The organism is Dyella sp. (assembly GCF_051954575.1).
Lineage (GTDB): Bacteria > Pseudomonadota > Gammaproteobacteria > Xanthomonadales > Rhodanobacteraceae > Dyella_B.
Map to the genome: position 1 here is coordinate 1 of NZ_JBQCHP010000075.1, position 18291 is coordinate 18291.

General features: G+C 63.6%; 16 protein-coding genes and 1 rRNA gene. 11 read left to right on the plus strand and 6 right to left on the minus strand.

Features of this window, described 5'->3' with window-relative positions; all coding sequences use genetic code 11:
- Window positions 1-930, plus strand: a 930-nt coding sequence (locus ACTHNE_RS10300) for a hypothetical protein (protein WP_440269206.1), incomplete at its 5' end; no start/stop codon positions are given.
- Between the two features lie 61 nt (window positions 931-991).
- On the opposite strand, the gene ACTHNE_RS10305 is transcribed toward ACTHNE_RS10300, so the two are convergent.
- Window positions 992-3019: a sodium-translocating pyrophosphatase gene (locus ACTHNE_RS10305; RefSeq protein ID WP_324941558.1), complete on the minus strand. Its 2028-nt coding sequence runs from the start codon at window positions 3017-3019 to the stop codon at window positions 992-994.
- Between the two features lie 275 nt (window positions 3020-3294).
- A complete protein-coding gene (locus ACTHNE_RS10310; protein WP_440269207.1) occupies window positions 3295-4563 on the minus strand; it encodes a 6-phosphofructokinase in 1269 nt (422 codons plus the stop codon).
- 193 nt (window positions 4564-4756) lie between these two features.
- Between ACTHNE_RS10310 and ACTHNE_RS10315 the strand changes: the two genes are divergently transcribed.
- Entirely contained in the window at window positions 4757-5341 is a 585-nt protein-coding gene (locus ACTHNE_RS10315) for an adenylate kinase (protein WP_324941551.1), read from the plus strand.
- A 70-nt stretch (window positions 5342-5411) separates the two neighbouring features.
- On the plus strand, window positions 5412-6776 hold the full coding sequence (mpl, locus tag ACTHNE_RS10320) for a UDP-N-acetylmuramate:L-alanyl-gamma-D-glutamyl-meso-diaminopimelate ligase (RefSeq protein ID WP_324941550.1): 1365 nt from the start codon (window positions 5412-5414) through the stop codon (window positions 6774-6776).
- Between the two features lie 21 nt (window positions 6777-6797).
- Here the strand turns inward: mpl and ACTHNE_RS10325 are convergent, their stop codons facing one another.
- Both ACTHNE_RS10325 and ACTHNE_RS10330 read right to left on the minus strand, forming a co-directional pair.
- Window positions 6798-8213 carry a hypothetical protein gene (locus tag ACTHNE_RS10325; RefSeq protein ID WP_324941547.1) on the minus strand — a complete coding sequence of 472 codons (1416 nt, stop codon included), beginning with the start codon at window positions 8211-8213 and terminating at the stop codon, window positions 6798-6800.
- Window positions 8210-9145, minus strand: a complete 936-nt coding sequence (locus ACTHNE_RS10330) for an ABC transporter ATP-binding protein (protein WP_324941543.1) — start codon at window positions 9143-9145, stop codon at window positions 8210-8212. Before ACTHNE_RS10330 ends, ACTHNE_RS10325 begins: the two co-directional genes overlap by 4 nt.
- Before the next feature lie 132 nt (window positions 9146-9277).
- Between ACTHNE_RS10330 and ACTHNE_RS10335 the strand changes: the two genes are divergently transcribed.
- From ACTHNE_RS10335 to ACTHNE_RS10355, 5 genes are all read left to right on the plus strand, one after another.
- Window positions 9278-9880 carry an LON peptidase substrate-binding domain-containing protein gene (locus ACTHNE_RS10335; protein WP_324941540.1) on the plus strand — a complete coding sequence of 201 codons (603 nt, stop codon included), beginning with the start codon at window positions 9278-9280 and terminating at the stop codon, window positions 9878-9880.
- Between the two features lie 7 nt (window positions 9881-9887).
- Entirely contained in the window at window positions 9888-10706 is an 819-nt protein-coding gene (locus ACTHNE_RS10340) for an SDR family oxidoreductase (RefSeq protein WP_324941537.1), read from the plus strand.
- A 245-nt stretch (window positions 10707-10951) separates the two neighbouring features.
- Window positions 10952-12295 (plus strand): sigma-54 dependent transcriptional regulator, encoded by a 1344-nt coding sequence (locus ACTHNE_RS10345; protein ID WP_324941532.1) that lies wholly within the window; start codon window positions 10952-10954, stop codon window positions 12293-12295.
- Between the two features lie 561 nt (window positions 12296-12856).
- Window positions 12857-14074, plus strand: a complete 1218-nt coding sequence (locus ACTHNE_RS10350) for an acetylornithine transaminase (protein WP_440269208.1) — start codon at window positions 12857-12859, stop codon at window positions 14072-14074.
- Window positions 14075-14095: 21 nt separating this feature from the next.
- A complete protein-coding gene (locus ACTHNE_RS10355) occupies window positions 14096-14515 on the plus strand; it encodes a VOC family protein (RefSeq protein ID WP_440269209.1) in 420 nt (139 codons plus the stop codon).
- A 10-nt stretch (window positions 14516-14525) separates the two neighbouring features.
- On the opposite strand, the gene ACTHNE_RS10360 is transcribed toward ACTHNE_RS10355, so the two are convergent.
- Both ACTHNE_RS10360 and hemL read right to left on the minus strand, forming a co-directional pair.
- Window positions 14526-15386 (minus strand): ion transporter, encoded by an 861-nt coding sequence (locus tag ACTHNE_RS10360; protein ID WP_324938809.1) that lies wholly within the window; start codon window positions 15384-15386, stop codon window positions 14526-14528.
- Between the two features lie 5 nt (window positions 15387-15391).
- Window positions 15392-16675 carry a glutamate-1-semialdehyde 2,1-aminomutase gene (hemL, locus tag ACTHNE_RS10365; protein WP_324938806.1) on the minus strand — a complete coding sequence of 428 codons (1284 nt, stop codon included), beginning with the start codon at window positions 16673-16675 and terminating at the stop codon, window positions 15392-15394.
- A gap of 217 nt (window positions 16676-16892) precedes the next feature.
- On the opposite strand from hemL, the gene ACTHNE_RS10370 reads away from it, so the two are divergent.
- The 3 genes from ACTHNE_RS10370 to ACTHNE_RS10380 all read left to right on the plus strand — a co-directional run.
- Entirely contained in the window at window positions 16893-17087 is a 195-nt protein-coding gene (locus ACTHNE_RS10370) for a rubredoxin (protein ID WP_324938803.1), read from the plus strand.
- 102 nt (window positions 17088-17189) lie between these two features.
- Window positions 17190-17357, plus strand: a complete 168-nt coding sequence (locus ACTHNE_RS10375) for a hypothetical protein (RefSeq protein WP_324938800.1) — start codon at window positions 17190-17192, stop codon at window positions 17355-17357.
- Window positions 17358-17838: 481 nt separating this feature from the next.
- Window positions 17839-18291: ribosomal RNA gene (locus ACTHNE_RS10380) — 16S ribosomal RNA — on the plus strand; the annotation flags it as partial.

The window sequence follows — 18291 nt, forward strand, 5'->3', positions numbered from 1 at the left end:
CTGGGCGGCGCCAACAGCGCCATCACCTGGCCGGTGAAGAACGACTACGGCGTGCTGGTGGGCATCGCGGAGACCGCGCAGCTCGATCCGCTGGGCGAAAACTGGAGTTGCTCGGCATTCTTTCCCACCGTCACCGGCCATACCTGTCGCGGTTTTGTATGGCGATGGGGACACATGCATGCCTTGCCGACGCTGGGCGGCAACAACGGTTTTGCAGCCGGCGCGAACAACCTGGGCCAGATCATTGGCTGGGCCGAAAACGCCATGCACGATGCCACCTGCGATCCCGCATCCAACCAGGTGCTGCAGTTCAAGCCGGTGGTGTGGGGGCCGGATGATGACGAGATCCAGGCCTTGCCGTTGATCGGCAACGACACGTCCGGTGCGGCGACGGCGGTCAACGATCGCGGCCAGATCGTCGGCATTTCGGGTTTGTGCGATCAGGCGGTCGGACGTTACTCGGCGATCCATGCGGTGTTGTGGCAGGACCATCGCGTGATCGACCTGGGCAACCTCGGCGGCGTGGCATGGAATACGCCCATGGCCATCAACGAGTTCGGTGTGGTGGTGGGATTTGCGAATGTGCCAGGCGGCAAAAGCGCCGGGAGCTTCCACGCGCATGCGTTCGTGTGGACGGCCGCTGCGGGCATGCGCGATCTGGGCACGTTGCCGGGCGACAGCATCAGCGAAGCGCTGGGCATCAACGACGAAGGTTTGATCGTGGGTGAATCGTGCGGCGCCAGCGGATGCCGTGCTGTGCTGTGGCGCGACGGCGGCATCGTCAATCTCAATACTCAGCTGGCGCGCGGCTATACCGATCAACTGGTGTTTGCCAATGACATCAATGATGCAGGGGAGATCACCGGGCAGGCGCTGGATGCCACAACGGGTGTCAGCGCTGCGTTTCTGGCTGTGCCGAGTGATCGCTAACCTTCTTGCGAAGAAACCTCACTCCCGCCGTCCCAGGGCGACGGGAGTGAGGCGGACAGTTCTAGAGCAACGGAATCAACAACAGCGCGACAATGTTGATGATCTTGATCAGCGGATTCACCGCCGGCCCGGCCGTGTCCTTGTAGGGATCGCCCACGGTATCGCCGGTCACCGCGGCCTTGTGCGCATCCGAACCTTTGCCGCCGAAGTTGCCATCCTCGATGTACTTCTTCGCGTTGTCCCAGGCGCCGCCGCCGGTGGTCATCGAAATGGCGACGAACAAGCCGGTGACGATGGTGCCGATCAGCAGGCCGCCCAGTGCGATGGGCCCGAGCGCGAAGCCGACGATGATCGGCACCAACACCGGCAGCAGCGATGGAATCAGCATTTCATTGATGGCCGACTTGGTCAGCATGTCCACCGCACGCGAGTAATCCGGCTTGGTGGTGCCTTCCATGATGCCGCTGATTTCGCGGAACTGGCGACGCACTTCTTCCACTACCGCACCGGCAGCGCGGCCGACCGCTTCCATCGCCATCGCACCGAACAGGTACGGGATCAGGCCACCGATCAGGAGGCCGACGATCACGCGATGGTCGGACAGGTCAAAGGCGAAGACCGTGCCCGCATGATCCAGCGAGAGACGATGCGTGTAGTCGGCGAACAGCACCAACGCAGCCAGGCCGGCCGACCCGATGGCGTAACCCTTGGTGACGGCCTTGGTGGTGTTGCCGACCGCATCGAGTGGATCGGTCACGCCGCGCACGTCCGGCGGTAGATCGGCCATCTCGGCGATACCGCCGGCGTTGTCGGTGATCGGGCCATAGGCGTCGAGCGCGACTACCATGCCGGTCATCGACAGCATCGCGGTGGCGGCCACGGCAATGCCGTACAGGCCCGCCAGCGCATAGGCGCCCCAGATCGCCGCGCACACCGCCAGCACCGGCAAGGTGGTCGACTTCATCGACACGCCCAGGCCTGCGATGATGTTGGTCGCGTGACCAGTGGTGGACGACTTCGCCACATGCCGCACCGGCGCGTATTCGGTGGCGGTGTAGTACTCGGTAATCACCACGATCACGCCGGTCAGCACCAGGCCGATCAAGGCACTGCCGTACAGGCGCGTGACGCCCAGCGTGGCGTCGGCCATCAGCGCCTTGGTGATCGGCCAGAAGGCGATCGCCGCCAGCACCGCGGACACCATCACGCCCATGTACAGCGCACTCATGATCTTCGCACCGCCACGTGCGCGCACGAAGAAGGTGCCGATCACCGAGGCGATGATCGAAGCACCACCAAGCAGCAGCGGATACAGCACCGCATTCACGCCCGCCTGCTCGCCCACCACGCCGCCGAGCAGCATGCTGGCGATCAGCGTCACCGCGTAGGTTTCAAACAGGTCGGCGGCCATGCCGGCGCAGTCGCCGACGTTGTCGCCCACGTTGTCGGCGATCACCGCGGGATTGCGCGGATCGTCCTCCGGAATACCCGCTTCCACCTTGCCGACCAGGTCCGCACCCACGTCGGCGCCCTTGGTGAAGATGCCGCCGCCCAGGCGCGCGAAGATCGAGATCAGCGAAGAACCGAACGCCAGGCCCACCATCGCATGCAACGCGCGGCCGTTGTCGTAGCCCATGTGCGTGAGCACCGCGAAATAACCCGCCACGCCGAGCAAGGCCAGCCCCACCACCAGCATGCCGGTGATGGCGCCACCGCGAAACGCCACGTTCAGTGCGGCCGCAAGGCCGCCGCGTGCCGCTTCGGCCGTGCGCACATTGGCGCGTACCGAGACGTTCATGCCGATGTAGCCGGTGGCACCGGACAGCACCGCGCCGATCGCAAAACCGATCGCCGTGCCCCAGTCCAGGGCAAACCCGATGATCACCAGCAGCACTACGCCAACAAGCGCGATCGTGCGGTACTGGCGGTTGAGGTAGGCGCGCGCGCCTTCCTGGATAGCCGCGGCGATTTCCTGCATGCGCGGGTTGCCTGGTGATTTGGCCAGGATCCAACGCACGGAAAAAGCCCCGTACAAAATCGCCACGACCGCGCAAGCCAACGCGATCCACAAGCCATACTGCTGCAGCATCGGTGCCTCCCCATCAGTGGTGTCGGCCGTCCAGGATGGAACGGTCGGGTCGAGTATAGGCAGAGCTTGTGTGATGAAACGTTGTGCGGCGCGGCAGCCTGATGGCTTGCGGTAATGCAGATCGATACGAAAAACCGGCTCCCTCCCCTACGTGCAATAGGGGAGGGTTGGGGTGGGGTGAAGCCATCTCGCGATGAATTCAAACGCTGCGGCAAGCGCATGCAACCCCACCCCGGCCCTCCCCTTCCATGCAGGGGAGGGAGCTACGCGGCAACTCAGCGCGCGAATTCCGCCAACTTCTTCGCCACCGCCACATTCTTCAACTGCACGTATTTCGGTAAACCCTCGCGCCCGTACGGCGGCGGCGCTTCGCCGCGGATCAGCGGCGACAGGTAACGCCGCGCAGCCGGCGTGATGCCGAAGCCGTCGCGTGTGATGAAGCTCGCCGGCATCTTCTTTTCATGATTGGCGATCTTCTCCAGCGGCGCCGATTCGATCTTCCAGCGATACGGCGCATCGGAAGTGCGCACGATCACCGGCATCACCGCGTTCATGCCGGCCAGCGCGTAATCCACCGCGGCCTTGCCGACGGCGAAAGCCTGGTCGGCATCGGTCTTCGAAGCCATGTGGCGCGCGGAACGCTGCAGGTAATCGGGCAGCGCCCAGTGATACTTGTAGCCGAGCTTCTCCTTCACCAGCGCGGCCAGCACCGGCGCCACGCCGCCGAGCTGGGCGTGGCCGAACGAGTCGGTGGAACCGGCCGAAAGGAATTCGCCATCAGCACCGCGGATGCCCTCGGACGCCACTACCGTGCACCAGCCCACGCGCTCCACCGTGGCCTTCACCTTGTCGATAAAGGCGACCGGGTCGAACACGCGCTCCGGAAACAGGATGATGTGTGGCGCCGCGTCAGGCCCCTCGCCGGCCAAGCCCGATGCCGCGGCGATCCAGCCCGCGTGGCGGCCCATCACTTCAAGGATGAACACCTTGGTGGAGGTATCGGCCATGGAGGCGACGTCCAGGCTCGCCTCCAGCGTGGATACGGCGGTGTACTTGGCCACCGAGCCGAAGCCCGGGCAGCAGTCCGTGACCATCAGGTCGTTGTCGACCGTCTTGGGCACGCCGATGCAGCGGATGTCGTAGTCCATCGCCTTGCCGATCTGGGAAATCTTCAGCGCCGTATCGGCCGAATCGTTGCCGCCGTTGTAGAGAAACCAGCGGATGTCGTGTGCGCGCAGCACCTCGATCAACCGCTCGTATTCGGCGCGGTTGGCGTCCAGTGATTTCAGCTTGTACCGGCACGAGCCGAACGCACCGCCCGGCGTGTGCCTGAGCGCCGCGATGGCGGAAGCCGATTCCCTGGTGGTATCGATCAGCTCTTCGCGCAGTGCACCCAGAATGCCGTTGCGCGCCGCATACACCGGAACGCGATGGGCGCGCGCCGTCTGGATCACACCGGCGGCGGTGGCATTGATCACGGCGGTGACACCGCCGGATTGGGCGTACAACAGACGACCGGTGGCAGCACGGGCTTTGGACTTCATGTGGCGCTCTCCTAAGGCATATGACAATTCGACGTCGATCACGGAACGCATATTTATCAGCCACTTGGCGTGAATTGGAGGCGTGCGTCGTTTGACGCCACCCCCCGCAGACGCTACCTTGACCGGCATTCATCTAAGGAATCCTTGGTAACTGCCGCAGTGTGCGGCAGAACGCAAGGATCTGTGGAGTTCTATGCGACTTGTCCTCCTTGGCGCGCCCGGCTCGGGCAAGGGTACCCAGGCAGCCCGGCTGAAGGCCGATCTTGGCGTGCCGCACATTTCCACCGGGGACATGCTGCGCGCCGCAGTGAAAGCGGGTACCCCGCTGGGCATGAAAGCCAAGGCCGTGATGGACGCCGGCCAACTAGTCTCCGACGATCTCCTGCTCGGCATGCTCGAAGAGCGCCTGGCCGAACCCGACACGCGTCCTGGGTTCATCCTCGACGGCTACCCGCGCAACCTTGCGCAGGCCGATGCGCTCGATCACCTGCTCACCAAGATCAGCCAGCCGCTGGATGCCGTGGTGAAGCTGGACGTGCCCAGCGAGGTGATCATCAAGCGCTGCGAAATCCGCTTCGCCGCCGAGCACCGCAAGGACGACGACCCGGTGGTGGTGCGCGATCGCCTGAAGGTCTACGCCGAACAGACCGCGCCGGTGGCCGATTTCTACGCGCGCCGCGGCAAGCTGCAGGTGGTGGATGGCGTGGGTGAGCTGGAGGAGGTCACCGCGCGCGTGAAGCGTGCGCTGGCCAATGAAAAGGCGGCCGCGCACGGCTGAGCTGGCGTCGGCTTTCTCCCTCTCCCCTCCTGGAGAGGGAGCCCATCCAGCCTAGACACGATTACACAGCATGCGCCTGCACATCCTCGGCATCTGCGGCACCTTCATGGGCGGCGTCGCCGCCCTCGCGCGCGAACTCGGCGAAACGGTGGAGGGCTCCGACGCCAACGTCTACCCGCCGATGAGCACCCAGCTCGAAGCACTCGGCATCGAACTGATGCAGGGCTACAAGGCCGGCTACCTGCAGCCCGCGCCGGACCTGGTCATCGTCGGCAACGCCATGACGCGTGGCAATCCGGCCGTCGAATACATGCTCGATCAGCGCCTGCGCTACGTCTCCGGCCCGCAATGGCTGGGCGAGCGCCTGCTGGTCGAGCGCGAGGTGTTGGCGGTCGCCGGTACGCACGGCAAAACCACTACCACCAGCCTGCTTGCGCACCTGCTCGACAGCGCCGGATTGGCGCCGGGTTTCCTGATCGGCGGCGTGCCGGGCAATTTCGGTATTTCCGCGCGGCTGGGGCAGGGCCGGCATTTCGTGATCGAGGCCGACGAATACGACAGCGCGTTCTTCGACAAGCGTTCCAAGTTCGTGCACTACCGCCCGCGCATCGCCATCCTCAACAATCTCGAATACGACCACGCGGATATTTTTCCGGATGTCGCCGCGATCCAACGCCAGTTCCATCACCTGGTGCGCACCGTGCCGGGCAACGGCAGGTTGATCGTCAATGCGCATGATCAGTACTTGGCCGAGGTGCTGGCGATGGGGTGCTGGACGCCGGTGGAAACCTTCGGTATCGGCAAAGGCGATTGGCAGGCCACGCTGATCACGGCCGACGGTTCGCATTTTTCCGTGCAATATCGCGGTGAACCTATCGGCGAAATCCGCTGGCCACTACTGGGCGATCACAGCGTAATGAACGCGCTGGCCGCACTCGCGGCTGCGGCTGCGGCCGGCGCCGATCCGCGTGTCCTGCTGCCGGCCTTTGCCAGCTTCGAAAGCGTAAAGCGGCGCATGGAAGTGGTGGGCGATGTGCAAGGCGTGCGCGTCTATGACGATTTCGCGCATCACCCGACTGCGATCGCCACCACGCTGGCAGGCCTGCGCGCCAAAGTGGGCAGCGCGCGTATTTTGGTGGCGCTGGAACCGCGCTCCAATTCCATGCGCCTGGGTGCGCATGCCGAAGCGCTTGCGCCATCGCTCAGCGATGCCGACGCCGTGGTGTTCCTGCATCGCCCCGAATTGCCGTGGGATGCCCGGCGCGTGACCGACGCCCTGCAGGGACGCGCCAGCACCGCGCCGACCGTCGATGCATTGCTGGCATCGCTGAAAGCGCAAACGCGCGACGGCGACCACGTGGTGTTCATGTCCAACGGCGGCTTCGAGAACGCACCGCGGCGCTTCGTCGAAACGCTGCAAACGCCAACACCGTAACGTTGGGATTTACACCCCAACCTACATGATGGGCGCATCGAAACGCGGCGCACGCGACACATATTCGCGCTGCGCGGCAAACCACACGCCCGCACCAAACCCCAACGCAACCAGCGCAAGCACGCCGCCGCCAAGCGCATAGCCGGCTTCGCCCACCAGCCAATAGCCGCCCCAATACACGGCCATCGTGCCGAACACCACCACGAGATTGACGATGGTGCGACCGACAGTTCCTTCCGGGCCGATCAGGTGCAGCGCAAGCGCTGCCAGGCTGGTGGCCAGTGACACGATGGTCGCCACGAACAGCATGCGCCACGGATCCGGCGCATGCACCAGCACGGCGCCGAGCGCGGTATATACCAGTGCGGTGAGCAAGCTGATCGGTACCAGGATGAGCAGCGCATCGGACAGGGTCTGCTGATATTCCGCGCGTGTTTGCGGCGCCAAGGTGAGGTAAAGATCGGCCATGTTCGGCCGCATGCGCACCATGCCCACGTTCAATTGTGGAAACCGCGTAATGCTGAGCATGATCGCGTATGCGCCGACGATCACCGGATTGAACTGCTGCCGGTGCATGACGGCGACGAAATAAAAGCAGACGATCGTGCCGACCAGCGCAATGCGCAGCATGATGGCTTGCGGATTGTCGTTCGGCAGCAGCAATCGCCTCACCAGGATGGTGCGGCGCTGAAAACTCGGTTTGCGCCGGTATGCCGCCAGCGCTCGTTGTAGCGCACGCTCCGCCAGTCGCTCGTACAGCGCGGTGATGCGCTTGCCGAACAGGCCCAGACGGCGCGGTTCGCCGGGCGCCCCGCGTGTCTGCGTACGGCCCAGGCTGGTGCTTTCCAGCGGAGAGGCTTCGGTTTCACGGTCTTCAATCCGCAGCAGCGGCGCAATGCTGAAACGCAGCAGTAATGCAGTGACGGCAAGCAGCAGCCATGGGGTCAGTGGCGAGCGCAGGGATTGCTTGAACAACGTGTTCGCGAAGGAGGGCACCCAGCCCAGCACGATGAAAAAAGGCCAGATGTAGGCACTCGTGCGCGGATTGCTGCCCATCAACAGGCCCGTTCCGGCAATCACCAGCAAGCCGCCGGTAACAAGTAAAAGGTGCGGCGCGCCACCGATGGCGGCGACAATCATCGGCAGCGCCACCCACATCGCCACATCGATGGCGCCATATTCCAGCAGCCTGCGGCGGAAATTCGGCAGCAAAAAGCTTTCCGGCAAACACAGGCTGCGTAGCTGGTAACCCAGGCCGGTATGCCACATCCAGATCGCCAAGCCGAACAGGGTGGCAGCGAAAATGACGAATTCCTCATCGCCGAGCAGCCACCGCGCGGCGCAATAGGCAGCAGCCAGGCGCAGCAGGTTTGCCAGCAGCACCAGCATGGGCGTGCGGCGGAACAGTTGCAGCCAGAGCTGCCAGGCGACGCTCATGCGAGCTCCACGAACAGATCTTCCAGCGTGGGCGTCTCCATATGGACGGTGGCGTTTTCGCGCGCCGCCAGAGCATGCAAATTTTCCACCACAGGATCTTCGACCAGCAGCACGGCCTGTTCGCCCTGCACATGCGACTTCAACACACCGGCAACAGCGGGCGGCTGCGTCCATCCTTCCGCACGCGCGAACACTATGCGCTTCATGCGTTCGCGCAATTCGGCCAATGGCCGCATGAACTGTATGCGCCCATCGCGAAGTAACGCGATATCGGCATCGGCGCGTTCGAGATCGGCGGTGATATGCGTGGAAAAAACCACCGTCTTGCCCGGCGCACGCATCAACGTCAGCAGTTCGCCCATGAAGGCGCGGCGGGCTTGCGGATCGAGACTGGCGACCGGTTCGTCCAGCACCAGCAGATCCGGATCGGGTGCAATGGCGCGCACGATCGCAAGTTTCTGGCGCTGTCCTTGCGAGAGTTCGCCGATCTTCTGCTTCACGTCCAGTTCCCAGTTCGCCAGCAGCCGTTCGACCAGCGCGTGATCCCAGCGCGCATAGAACGCGGCCGTGAAATCGAGATAGGCGCGCACTTTCATCCACGGAAACAGATCGAACGTCTGCGGCACGAAACCGATACGATGCATGCGCTCGCCGCCCGGCTCCAGCATTGGTTCGCCGAACAGTTCGATCTGGCCGCCATCGATCGGCGACAGGCCGAGCAGGCAGCGCAGCAAGGTGGTCTTGCCGGCACCGTTGCGGCCGAGCAGGCCGACCACGCGTCCGCTGGGCACGCTCCAGTCGAGCGCGTTGAGCACCTTGCGCTTCTTGAAGGATTTCTCCAGGCCGTGCACGCGCAGCGCCGGCGACATATCCGGCTGAGGCGCCTGCGGCAGCGCGGGTGGCATCGGGTTGGCCAATGGGGTGACCGACATCCTTAAGGCTTCCTTCGCAGTATCGATGCACTCTGCCGTGTGCGTTGTGCAACGTCCAGTGGTTAGGGCTTGTTAGCGCTATTGGCGGCGCGGGTCACACCAATAGTGCGAACAGGCCCTAATATGCGGCGCATGGCGGCCATATCCCCTTTCCTCGACGTGCCTCTGTTCCCGCTCGGTACCGTGCTTTATCCAGGCGGACAATTGCAGTTGCGCATTTTCGAACCGCGCTACCTGGATCTGGTGCGCGAATGCACACGCAACGGCAGCGCGTTTGGCGTGTGCCTCATTCTGGAAGGCGCGGAAGTGGGAGCCCCGGCCCGGCCGGCGGCGATCGGCACGCTGGCGCGCATCACCGACTTCAGCAACCGCGAAGACGGCCTGCTCGGCATCGCCGCCGAAGGCGGCGCCCGCTTTCGCGTGTTGCGCACGCGCGTGCGTTCGGATGGCCAATTGCGCGGCGACGTGCAGCGCTGGCCGGACGAAATGCCGCAGGAAGTGCCGGTGGAATTCGCCCTGCTGCAGACCATTCTGGAACGTTTGATTGAAACGATGGGCCCGCACTGGCGCCATGCGCCGCGTTCTTCGTATGACGACGCCGTGTGGCTGGGTTTTCGGCTGGCGGAGTTGCTGCCGCTGACGCGCGAGGAACAGCAACAGCTGCTGGAGATGACCGATCCGTTGCAGCGCCTGGCCACCTTGCGCGATATCCTGCCGCGCTTCCAGAAAGCATGAGGGCAGCATGACCGATCTTGCCGGCAAGACCCTGTTCATCACCGGCGCCTCGCGCGGCATTGGCCTGGCCATTGCGCTGCGCGCTGCGCGCGACGGCGCCAACATCGTGATCGCCGCCAAAAGCGGCGTGCCCAATCCCAAGCTGCCCGGCACCATCCATACTGCCGCTGCGGAAGTGGAAGCGGCCGGCGGCAAGGCGCTCGCCTTGAAGGTGGACATTCGCGAAGAAGACCAGGTGCACGCCGCCGTCGCGCAGGCGGTGGAGCGCTTTGGCGGCATCGACATCGTGGTGAACAACGCCAGTGCGATCTGGCTGGCCGGTGTCGAAGGCACGCCCATGAAACGCTTCGACCTGATGCACCAGGTCAATACGCGTGGCACCTTCCTGGTGACGCAAGCGTGTCTGCCGCACCTGAAAAAGGCCAGCAATCCGCACGTGCTGATGCTGGCGCCGCCGCCGAACCTGGATCCAAAATGGTTCGCGCCGCATACCGCCTACACCATCGCCAAGTACGGCATGAGCCTGTGTGTGCTTGGCATGAGCGCGGAATTCGCGCCGCTTGGCATTGCCGTCAATGCATTGTGGCCGCGCACAGTGATTGCCACGGCAGCTATTGCGATGATCGATGGCGTGAAACCCGAGCAATGCCGCCGGCCGGAGATCGTCGCCGATGCGGCCCATGCGCTGCTGACCCGGCCGGCCGCGCAATGCACCGGGCGCTTTGCGATCGATGAAGACGTGCTGCGCGAGGCGGGAGTACGCGATTTAAACAGCTATGCCTATAAAATCGGTGCATCGTTACTGCCCGATCTGTTTTTGGACTGAGTGGTTCATATGTTGGACTGTCATCAGGCCGCCCTTGTCCGGCGTGTACGATGACCTTTGTCCATTCCGCTTGGGGATGGCGATGTTCGCCGTGCTGAAAAAATGATCACCCTTTCGGGAATCGGGTGTATATTGCGTGAATGTGCCGATTTTTCCGGCACATGCTGGCCGCACGCGGGGGCAAAGGACTAGCTACGGGACGTAGCTCGGACTGCGGGCCAGTCATCCTGGAGGGAGGCGTTGCGATGATAAGTGACACATCGATCCGTTGCGTGGTGTGGTTCGGGGAGCCCACGCACATCGAAAGAACTCATTTGGCGCAGGCAGGTTGGCATACACGCGTGGCGGATGCGGCAGCTCCGGGCGGTGGCGTCGGCATTCGGCGCGGCGACCGGGTGGTCGCGATGGCCGACGTGCGCAAGGCCGACGTCGACACCTTGCTCAGCATGGCCAAGCTGATGGCCGAGCATCCGCGCATTCCATGGCTGGCCTTGGTGTCGGCTGACACCTCGGTACAGCGGCCCGAAGTGGAGCGCGTACTTCGCGCCAGCATCGATTTTTTCACCGCGCCGATCGACATGCAGCGGCTGATCGAAACGCTGGCCAAGGTCACTGGCGATGCGCCTGCACCGGTGATCACCCATGACGATGTACCCGGCATCACCGGTAACAGTCAGGCGATGATGACGGTGGTGGCCAGCCTGCGCAAATACGCGCCGGTGGAATTGCCGGTGCTGATCACCGGCGAAACCGGCACCGGCAAGGAAGTGGCGGCGCGCGCCTTGCACAAGCTGTCGCAGCGTCGCGATCGTCCGTTTGCCGCGATCAACTGCGGCGCCTTGCCAGCCAATCTGGTGCAGTCGGAACTGTTCGGCCACGAGCGCGGCGCGTTCACTGGTGCGAATGCGCGCCGCATCGGCCACTTCGAAGCGGCCGCGGGCGGCACCGTGTTCCTGGATGAAGTCGGCGATCTGCCGCCGGATGCGCAAATCAGCCTGCTGCGCCTGTTGCAGGAAGGCACGCTGGAACGCGTCGGTTCCACCCAATCGATCAAGCTGGATGTGCGCGTGCTGGCCGCCACGCATGTGGACCTGGAAAAGGCGGTGGCGCAAGGACGTTTCCGCGAAGACCTCTACTATCGCCTCAATGTGTTGCGTCTGCGCATGCCCGCCTTGCGCGAACGCGCCGACGACGTGCTGCAACTTGCGCAGCTGTTCCTGGACAGCTTCCGCAAGCAGCACGCCTGCGATGCGCGAACCTTCAGCGCGCTCGCGCGCAAAGCCTTGCGCGAGTTTTCCTGGCCCGGCAATGTGCGCGAACTGCTCAATCGCGTGCAGCGCGCGGCGGTGGTGGCCGAAGGCGCGCAGATCAGCGTGGCGGATCTCGATCTGGAAGGCGTGGTGGCGCCGCGTGCGGGACATTCCAGCCTTGGCCTGACGCGCACCTCGGCCGAACGCGATGCCGTCATGGCCTGCCTGCGCGAGACGCGTTTCAACATCAGCGAATGCGCGCGGCGCCTGAAAGTGTCGCGCGTGACGATCTATCGCCTGTGCAAGAAGCACCAGCTGGTGTTGGAAGATCAGCACTGAGGTACGTCATATCTCGAGCCATTCTTCCTGCATGCGCGGGAGGGATGCCGGCGGATAAGGTCAAGCCGAATTCGGCGCAGGCCTGCCAGTGAAGGGAAGGCCCCCGACCCGCAGGGGACGGGCCGGGGGCTTCCACATGGTGCCCGGCGGCATGTCGCCGGGTTACCGCCCTCATTGCCACCTTGCGGCGGCGCGTTCCTGTTTTCGCCAAGGCGAGGCTGGAACGCCTCTGGGGAAACGATGGCAAACCTCGTGCCATGAACGGAAAACCTTGAAAAATGAAGGGTTCATGCGTGTTGGCGGTGCTCCGACAGCTTGCCTGCCTGTGCAGCGGTGTTACAGCGCCTGCGCGCCTTGCGCGGTGATAGACAGCGCTGGCAAGCGCTTCCTGATGGATGTAACACTTCTGATACAGCCCGCGCCACGGTGAACAACGCCGGCGTATGTTGGCAGGGACGCCCTTGCTGGCTAGGATGCAGGTTCCCCTTTCGCGTTTATTCCTTCTGGCGTGGCCGCGGCCTCGCCTTCGGTTCACGCACGCACTCACCTCAGGAGTCTTCGGTGTCGTCTCTGGTCGATCTCGGCAAGCGCTATTGGTTACCCGTCTACAAGCCGCGCGAGCTGGTGCTCGATCGAGGCAAAGGTGCGCGCGTGTGGGATACCGAGCAACGCGACTACATCGATTTCGGCGCCGGCATCGCGGTGAATGCGCTCGGTCACCAGGATCCGGATCTGCTTGCCGCATTGACCGAACAGGCGCACAAGCTCTGGCACAGCAGTAACGTGTTCTACACCGAGCCGCCGCTGCACCTGGCGCAGGAGCTGGTGGAAGCGTCCGGCTTCGCCGAGCGCGTGTTCCTGTGCAATTCGGGCGCGGAAGCGAACGAAGCGGCGATCAAGCTGGTGCGCAAATGGGCGGCGTCGCAAGGACGGCCACCGGAGCGGCGCGTGATCATCACGTTCCGTGGCTCGTTTCATGGCCGCACGTTGGCCACCGTCACCGCCACCGCGCAACCGAAGTACCAGGAAGGCTACGAGCCGCTGCCGGGTGGTTTCCGCTATCTCGATTTCAACGACGCCGCTGCATTGGAAGCAGCGTTCGCGGCAGGCGACGTTGCCGCCGTGATGCTGGAGCCGGTGCAAGGCGAGGGCGGCGTACTGCCGGCGGCGCCCGGTTATCTCAAGCGCGTGCGTGAGCTGTGCGATGCGCACGATGCGTTGCTGGTGCTGGATGAAATCCAGTGTGGCATGGGACGCACTGGCACGCTGTTCGCTCACGTGCAGGACGAGGTGAAGCCCGACATCGTGACGCTTGCCAAGGCCCTGGGCTGCGGCTTCCCGATCGGCGCCATGCTTGCCGGCGCAAAGGTGGCGCAGGTGATGCAGTTCGGCGCGCACGGCACCACGTTCGGCGGCAATCCGATGGCCGCGGCGGTGGCGCGCGTTGCGTTGCGCAAGTTGTCGTCGGCGGAGGTGTTGGCCAATGTGCAACATCAGTCCGCCGTCCTGCGCGAAGCGCTCGCGTCGATCGGCGCGGAGCTTGGCTTGTTTTCCGAAGTGCGCGGGCGCGGCCTGATGCTTGGTGCGGTATTGACCGACGCGTATCGCGGCAAGGCGGGCGAAGTGCTCGACGTGGCGGCGGCGCATGGTTTGCTGATGCTGCAGGCGGGGCCGGATGTGTTGCGCTTCGTGCCGCCGTTGAACATCGCCGCCGATGACGTATCGGAAGGTTTGACTCGCCTGCGTGCCGCACTGCGCGCGTTCGTCGGGCGAGCTTGAGCATCAACCAGGAGCATACCGGTGAGATACCTGCACAGCATGGTGCGCGTGCGCGACCTCGACGCCTCGCTGCGTTTTTATTGCGAAGGGCTTGGCTTGAAAGAGGTGCGCCGCACGGACGTGCCGCAAGGCAAGTTCACGCTGGTCTATCTGGCCGCGCCGGAAAGCCCGGAGTTCGAGGTCGAGCTCACCCATAATTGGGGCTCGGAGGAGGACTACGGTTCGGCGCGCAACTTCGGCCATCTCGCGTTCCAGGTGAAGGATATCTACGCCGTCTGCGAACATCTGCAATCGATGGGCTACACCATCAACCGTCCGCCGCGCGATGGCCATATGGCGTTCGTGCGCTCACCGGACCTGGTTTCCATCGAGCTGCTGCAGGATGGCCACCTGCCGCCGCGCGAACCGTGGGTGTCGATGCCGAACGTCGGTACCTGGTGAGCCGCAGCGGCTAGCTTTCCGCCGCAGGCAAGGGTGCGCCACATAGGCGGCAGTAGTCGGCATCGCCTTCGTGATCATTCTGGCCGCAGTGCTCGCATGCGACGTGCTTGCGCTTCGCGCGCATGCCGGCGGCCAGTTCCGCCGTGAAGATGCCGGTGGGCACGGCAATGATGCTGTAGCCGATCAGGATGATCAGCGAGGTGATCAACTTGCCCAGCGGCGTTTTAGGCGTGATGTCGCCGAAGCCCACCGTAGTCATGGTGACGATGGCCCAATACATCGATGTGGGGATCGAGGTGAAGCCGTCTTCCGGCCCTTCGATCAGATACATCAATGCGCCGAAGATCAGCACCAGGGTGAGGATGACGCTGAAGAACACCAGCACCTTGCGGCGCGCGCGCACCAGCGTGTACCACAGCAGATCCGCCTCGCCCACGTAACGGGTGAGCTTGAGGATGCGGAAGATGCGCAGAATGCGCAGCGCACGCACCACCAGCAGATACTGGCTGCCCACGGCGATCAGGCTGATCCACGTGGGCAGCACCGCAAGCAGATCGACCACGCCGAAAAAACTGCGCATATAACGCCACGGGCGATCGACCACCACGATGCGCATGATGTATTCGAGTGTAAAGGCCAGCGTGAAGGCCCATTCGAGCGCGTAGAACAATGCTGCGAATCGTGCGTGCGCCGATGCGACGGTATCCATCACTGCTACGGCGATGCTGCCGAGGATCGCGATGATCAGCAGCACATCGAAGCGTCGGCCTGCCGTGTCGTCATGCCCGAAGATGATGTGGAACCAGCGCACCCGCCAGGTACTACCCGGCGCGGGGCCGAGCCTGTGGTGGAACGGCGAGCGCACCCGCATGCCGGTCAGCCTGCTCGCGCCTGGCGCATGGCGACGCGCGCGGCATCCAAGGTCGCGGCGATGTCGTCGTCGCTGTGCGCGGAAGAAAGAAAGCCCGCTTCGAACGCGCTGGGCGCCAGGAACACGCCGTGCTCCAGCATGCCCTGGAAGAAGCGATTGAACATGGCGGTATCGGCCGCCGTGGCCTGCGCGTAGCTGCTCACTTTCTCATGCGTGAAGAACAGGCCGAACATGCCACCCACCCGGTTCGTGCTGAAAGGAACGCCTTCGCCATCGGCCACGGCCTGCAAGCCATCAATCAGCAGGCGCGTGCGTGCAGCGAGTGTCTCGTAGAAACCGGGCGCCTGGATCAGCTCCAGCATGGCCAGGCCAGCGGCCATGGCGACCGGGTTGCCGCTCAAGGTGCCAGCTTGGTAGATGGGGCCGGCCGGTGCAATCTGTTCCATCAACGCGCGGCGTCCGCCGTAGGCGCCCACCGGCATGCCGCCGCCGATGATCTTGCCGAACGTGCTCAGGTCGGGCGTTACGCCGTAGTACGTCTGCGCGCCGCCGAGCGCCACGCGAAAGCCGGTCATTACCTCGTCGAAGATCAGCAGCGTGCCGTGCCGCGTGCACAGCTCGCGCAGCGCTTGCAGATACCCTTCCTGTGGCGGAATGCAATTCATGTTGCCGGCGACAGGTTCGATGATCAGCCCGGCAATCTCGCCGCCCTGTTCGGCAAACAAAGCCTCCGCGGCGGCGAAATCGTTGTACGGTAGGGTGAGCGTGAGATCGGCGCTGGCCACCGGCACGCCGGGCGAGGTCGGCACGCCGAAGGTCAGCGCGCCGGAGCCGGCCTTCACCAGAAAGCTGTCGCCGTGGCCGTGATAGCAGCCCTCGAATTTCACGATCTTGCTGCGGCCGGTGGCGCCGCGCGCCAAGCGAATGGCCGACATCGTGGCTTCTGTGCCGGAATTGACCATGCGCACCATCTCCACCGAGGGCACCAGGCGCGTGATGGTTTCGGCCATCACCACCTCGGCGGGGCAGGGCGTGCCGAAGGACAAACCATCGCGCACCGCGCCTTCCACCGCCTCGCGCACGTGGGGATGGTTGTGTCCCACGATCATCGGTCCCCACGAACCGACGTAGTCGATGTAGCGCTTGCCTTCCACGTCCCATAGATAAGCGCCGTCGGCCCGTGCGGTGAAGAAAGGCTCGCCGCCAACGGATTTGAAGGCGCGTACCGGCGAATTCACGCCGCCGGGCAGCAATTTCAACGCGCGCTGAAACAATTCATGGTTGGTCATGGAAGGCGACTCGATTCGGAGAAGGGCGGTGCGGGCAGGCAGGGTGGCCGGCGCCAGGGGAGGCGCCATTGTCCCGGCGACGGCGGCCCGCCGCCAGTCGTTCGCGGCGCGCTGTGGCACTCTGTCACGACGCGCGTTGCGTGAGCTGTGCAGCCGCTTTCGCATCGGCAGAGGAGTTGCGAGAATGTGCTATTCACTCTGAGTCTTTGTGGGTCCCATGAACCAAGCTTCCTCCGAAATCACCCTGCGCAAATGGATGTGCGTGGTCTGCGGCTTCATCTATGACGAGACGGCAGGGTTGCCGGACGAAGGCATCGAACCCGGCACGCGCTGGGAAGACGTACCCGACACCTGGACGTGCCCGGATTGCGGCGCGACCAAGAGCGATTTCGAAATGGTCGAAATCGACTGATCCGCCGCGCGCTGCCTGCAAATCGCCCGATTTCGCCAGCGCGCCGGCTTTTTCCCCTGTTGGAATGTTCCTCGTGCGAAACCCCATCCCCGAGGAACGGCCATGCAGCAATTCATCCCCTTCGAAGACGACTGGGACGCGCTGGAAAAGATGCTTCCGGTCGCGCTGATCCCCTACCAGGTAGGCCTGGTACCGGTCCACGAGCCAGCATCGCCCCGCACCGACGTTGCCGCTGAAGCACTGACCAGCCCGCCGGTAATGCCAGGCTGATCCCCTAACGCTTCGTTTTCCTTGGCAGTTCCGGCCTGCGCTGGCTGGAGCTGCCTCGGCTGCTACCTGTCGGCGCATCGGGCGCGCGCGAAAATTTTGCGCAGAACACGCTTTGGCCTCTTCACAGGACCGTCAGCCGGCGCTATGATTCCACCCCCTTCGACGAGAACGCCCTGCTTCGAAGGTTCCCTGAAAAATTTCCGCTAACTTCTTCGAAATTAGGTGTTGACGGAAGCTTGAAGAGATGTAGAATGGGCGGCTCACCCGGGACGAAATGCTTCGGGGCGATCTTCAAGAGAAGGTTGCAAGTGATTGATCTTTGACAGTGTGCGCAGGTGACTTGTGTGGGCGCCTTGCGGTGGAAGCGGAAACGCTGTCCATAAATGCAAGCGTCTAACCTAAGAGTCAATTCAAAAGCTTGACGTTTTACGGTTAGGACAACGCTTCAGAAAGATAGATCATCTTCGGATGGTCGAAAACTTAAGTGAAGAGTTTGATCCTGGCTCAGATTGAACGCTGGCGGCATGCCTAACACATGCAAGTCGAACGGCAGCACAGTCGTAGCAATACGATGGGTGGCGAGTGGCGGACGGGTGAGGAATACATCGGGACCTGCCCAGACGTGGGGGATAACGTAGGGAAACTTACGCTAATACCGCATACGTCCTACGGGAGAAAGCGGGGGATCTTCGGACCTCGCGCGGTTGGATGGACCGATGTTCGATTAGCTAGTTGGTGGGGTAATGGCTCACCAAGGCGACGATCGATAGCTGGTCTGAGAGGATGATCAGCCACACTGGGACTGAGACACGGCCCAGACTCCTACGGGAGGCAGCAGTGGGGAATATTGGACAATGGGCGCAAGCCTGATCCAGCAATGCCGCGTGTGTGAAGAAGGCCTTCGGGTTGTAAAGCACTTTTATCAGGAGCGAAA

What these genes read in the sequence shown, in the direction of transcription:
- ACTHNE_RS10305 (WP_324941558.1), bottom strand. Translation starts at nt 3,019, where the DNA reads ATGCTGCAGCAGTATGGCTTGTGGATCGCGTTGGCTTGCGCGGTCGTG.
- ACTHNE_RS10310 (WP_440269207.1), bottom strand. Translation starts at nt 4,563, where the DNA reads ATGAAGTCCAAAGCCCGTGCTGCCACCGGTCGTCTGTTGTACGCCCAA.
- ACTHNE_RS10315 (WP_324941551.1), top strand. Translation starts at nt 4,757, where the DNA reads ATGCGACTTGTCCTCCTTGGCGCGCCCGGCTCGGGCAAGGGTACCCAG.
- mpl (WP_324941550.1), top strand. Translation starts at nt 5,412, where the DNA reads ATGCGCCTGCACATCCTCGGCATCTGCGGCACCTTCATGGGCGGCGTC.
- ACTHNE_RS10325 (WP_324941547.1), bottom strand. Translation starts at nt 8,213, where the DNA reads ATGAGCGTCGCCTGGCAGCTCTGGCTGCAACTGTTCCGCCGCACGCCC.
- ACTHNE_RS10330 (WP_324941543.1), bottom strand. Translation starts at nt 9,145, where the DNA reads ATGTCGGTCACCCCATTGGCCAACCCGATGCCACCCGCGCTGCCGCAG.
- ACTHNE_RS10335 (WP_324941540.1), top strand. Translation starts at nt 9,278, where the DNA reads ATGGCGGCCATATCCCCTTTCCTCGACGTGCCTCTGTTCCCGCTCGGT.
- ACTHNE_RS10340 (WP_324941537.1), top strand. Translation starts at nt 9,888, where the DNA reads ATGACCGATCTTGCCGGCAAGACCCTGTTCATCACCGGCGCCTCGCGC.
- ACTHNE_RS10345 (WP_324941532.1), top strand. Translation starts at nt 10,952, where the DNA reads ATGATAAGTGACACATCGATCCGTTGCGTGGTGTGGTTCGGGGAGCCC.
- ACTHNE_RS10360 (WP_324938809.1), bottom strand. Translation starts at nt 15,386, where the DNA reads ATGCGGGTGCGCTCGCCGTTCCACCACAGGCTCGGCCCCGCGCCGGGT.
- hemL (WP_324938806.1), bottom strand. Translation starts at nt 16,675, where the DNA reads ATGACCAACCATGAATTGTTTCAGCGCGCGTTGAAATTGCTGCCCGGC.
- ACTHNE_RS10370 (WP_324938803.1), top strand. Translation starts at nt 16,893, where the DNA reads ATGAACCAAGCTTCCTCCGAAATCACCCTGCGCAAATGGATGTGCGTG.
- ACTHNE_RS10375 (WP_324938800.1), top strand. Translation starts at nt 17,190, where the DNA reads ATGCAGCAATTCATCCCCTTCGAAGACGACTGGGACGCGCTGGAAAAG.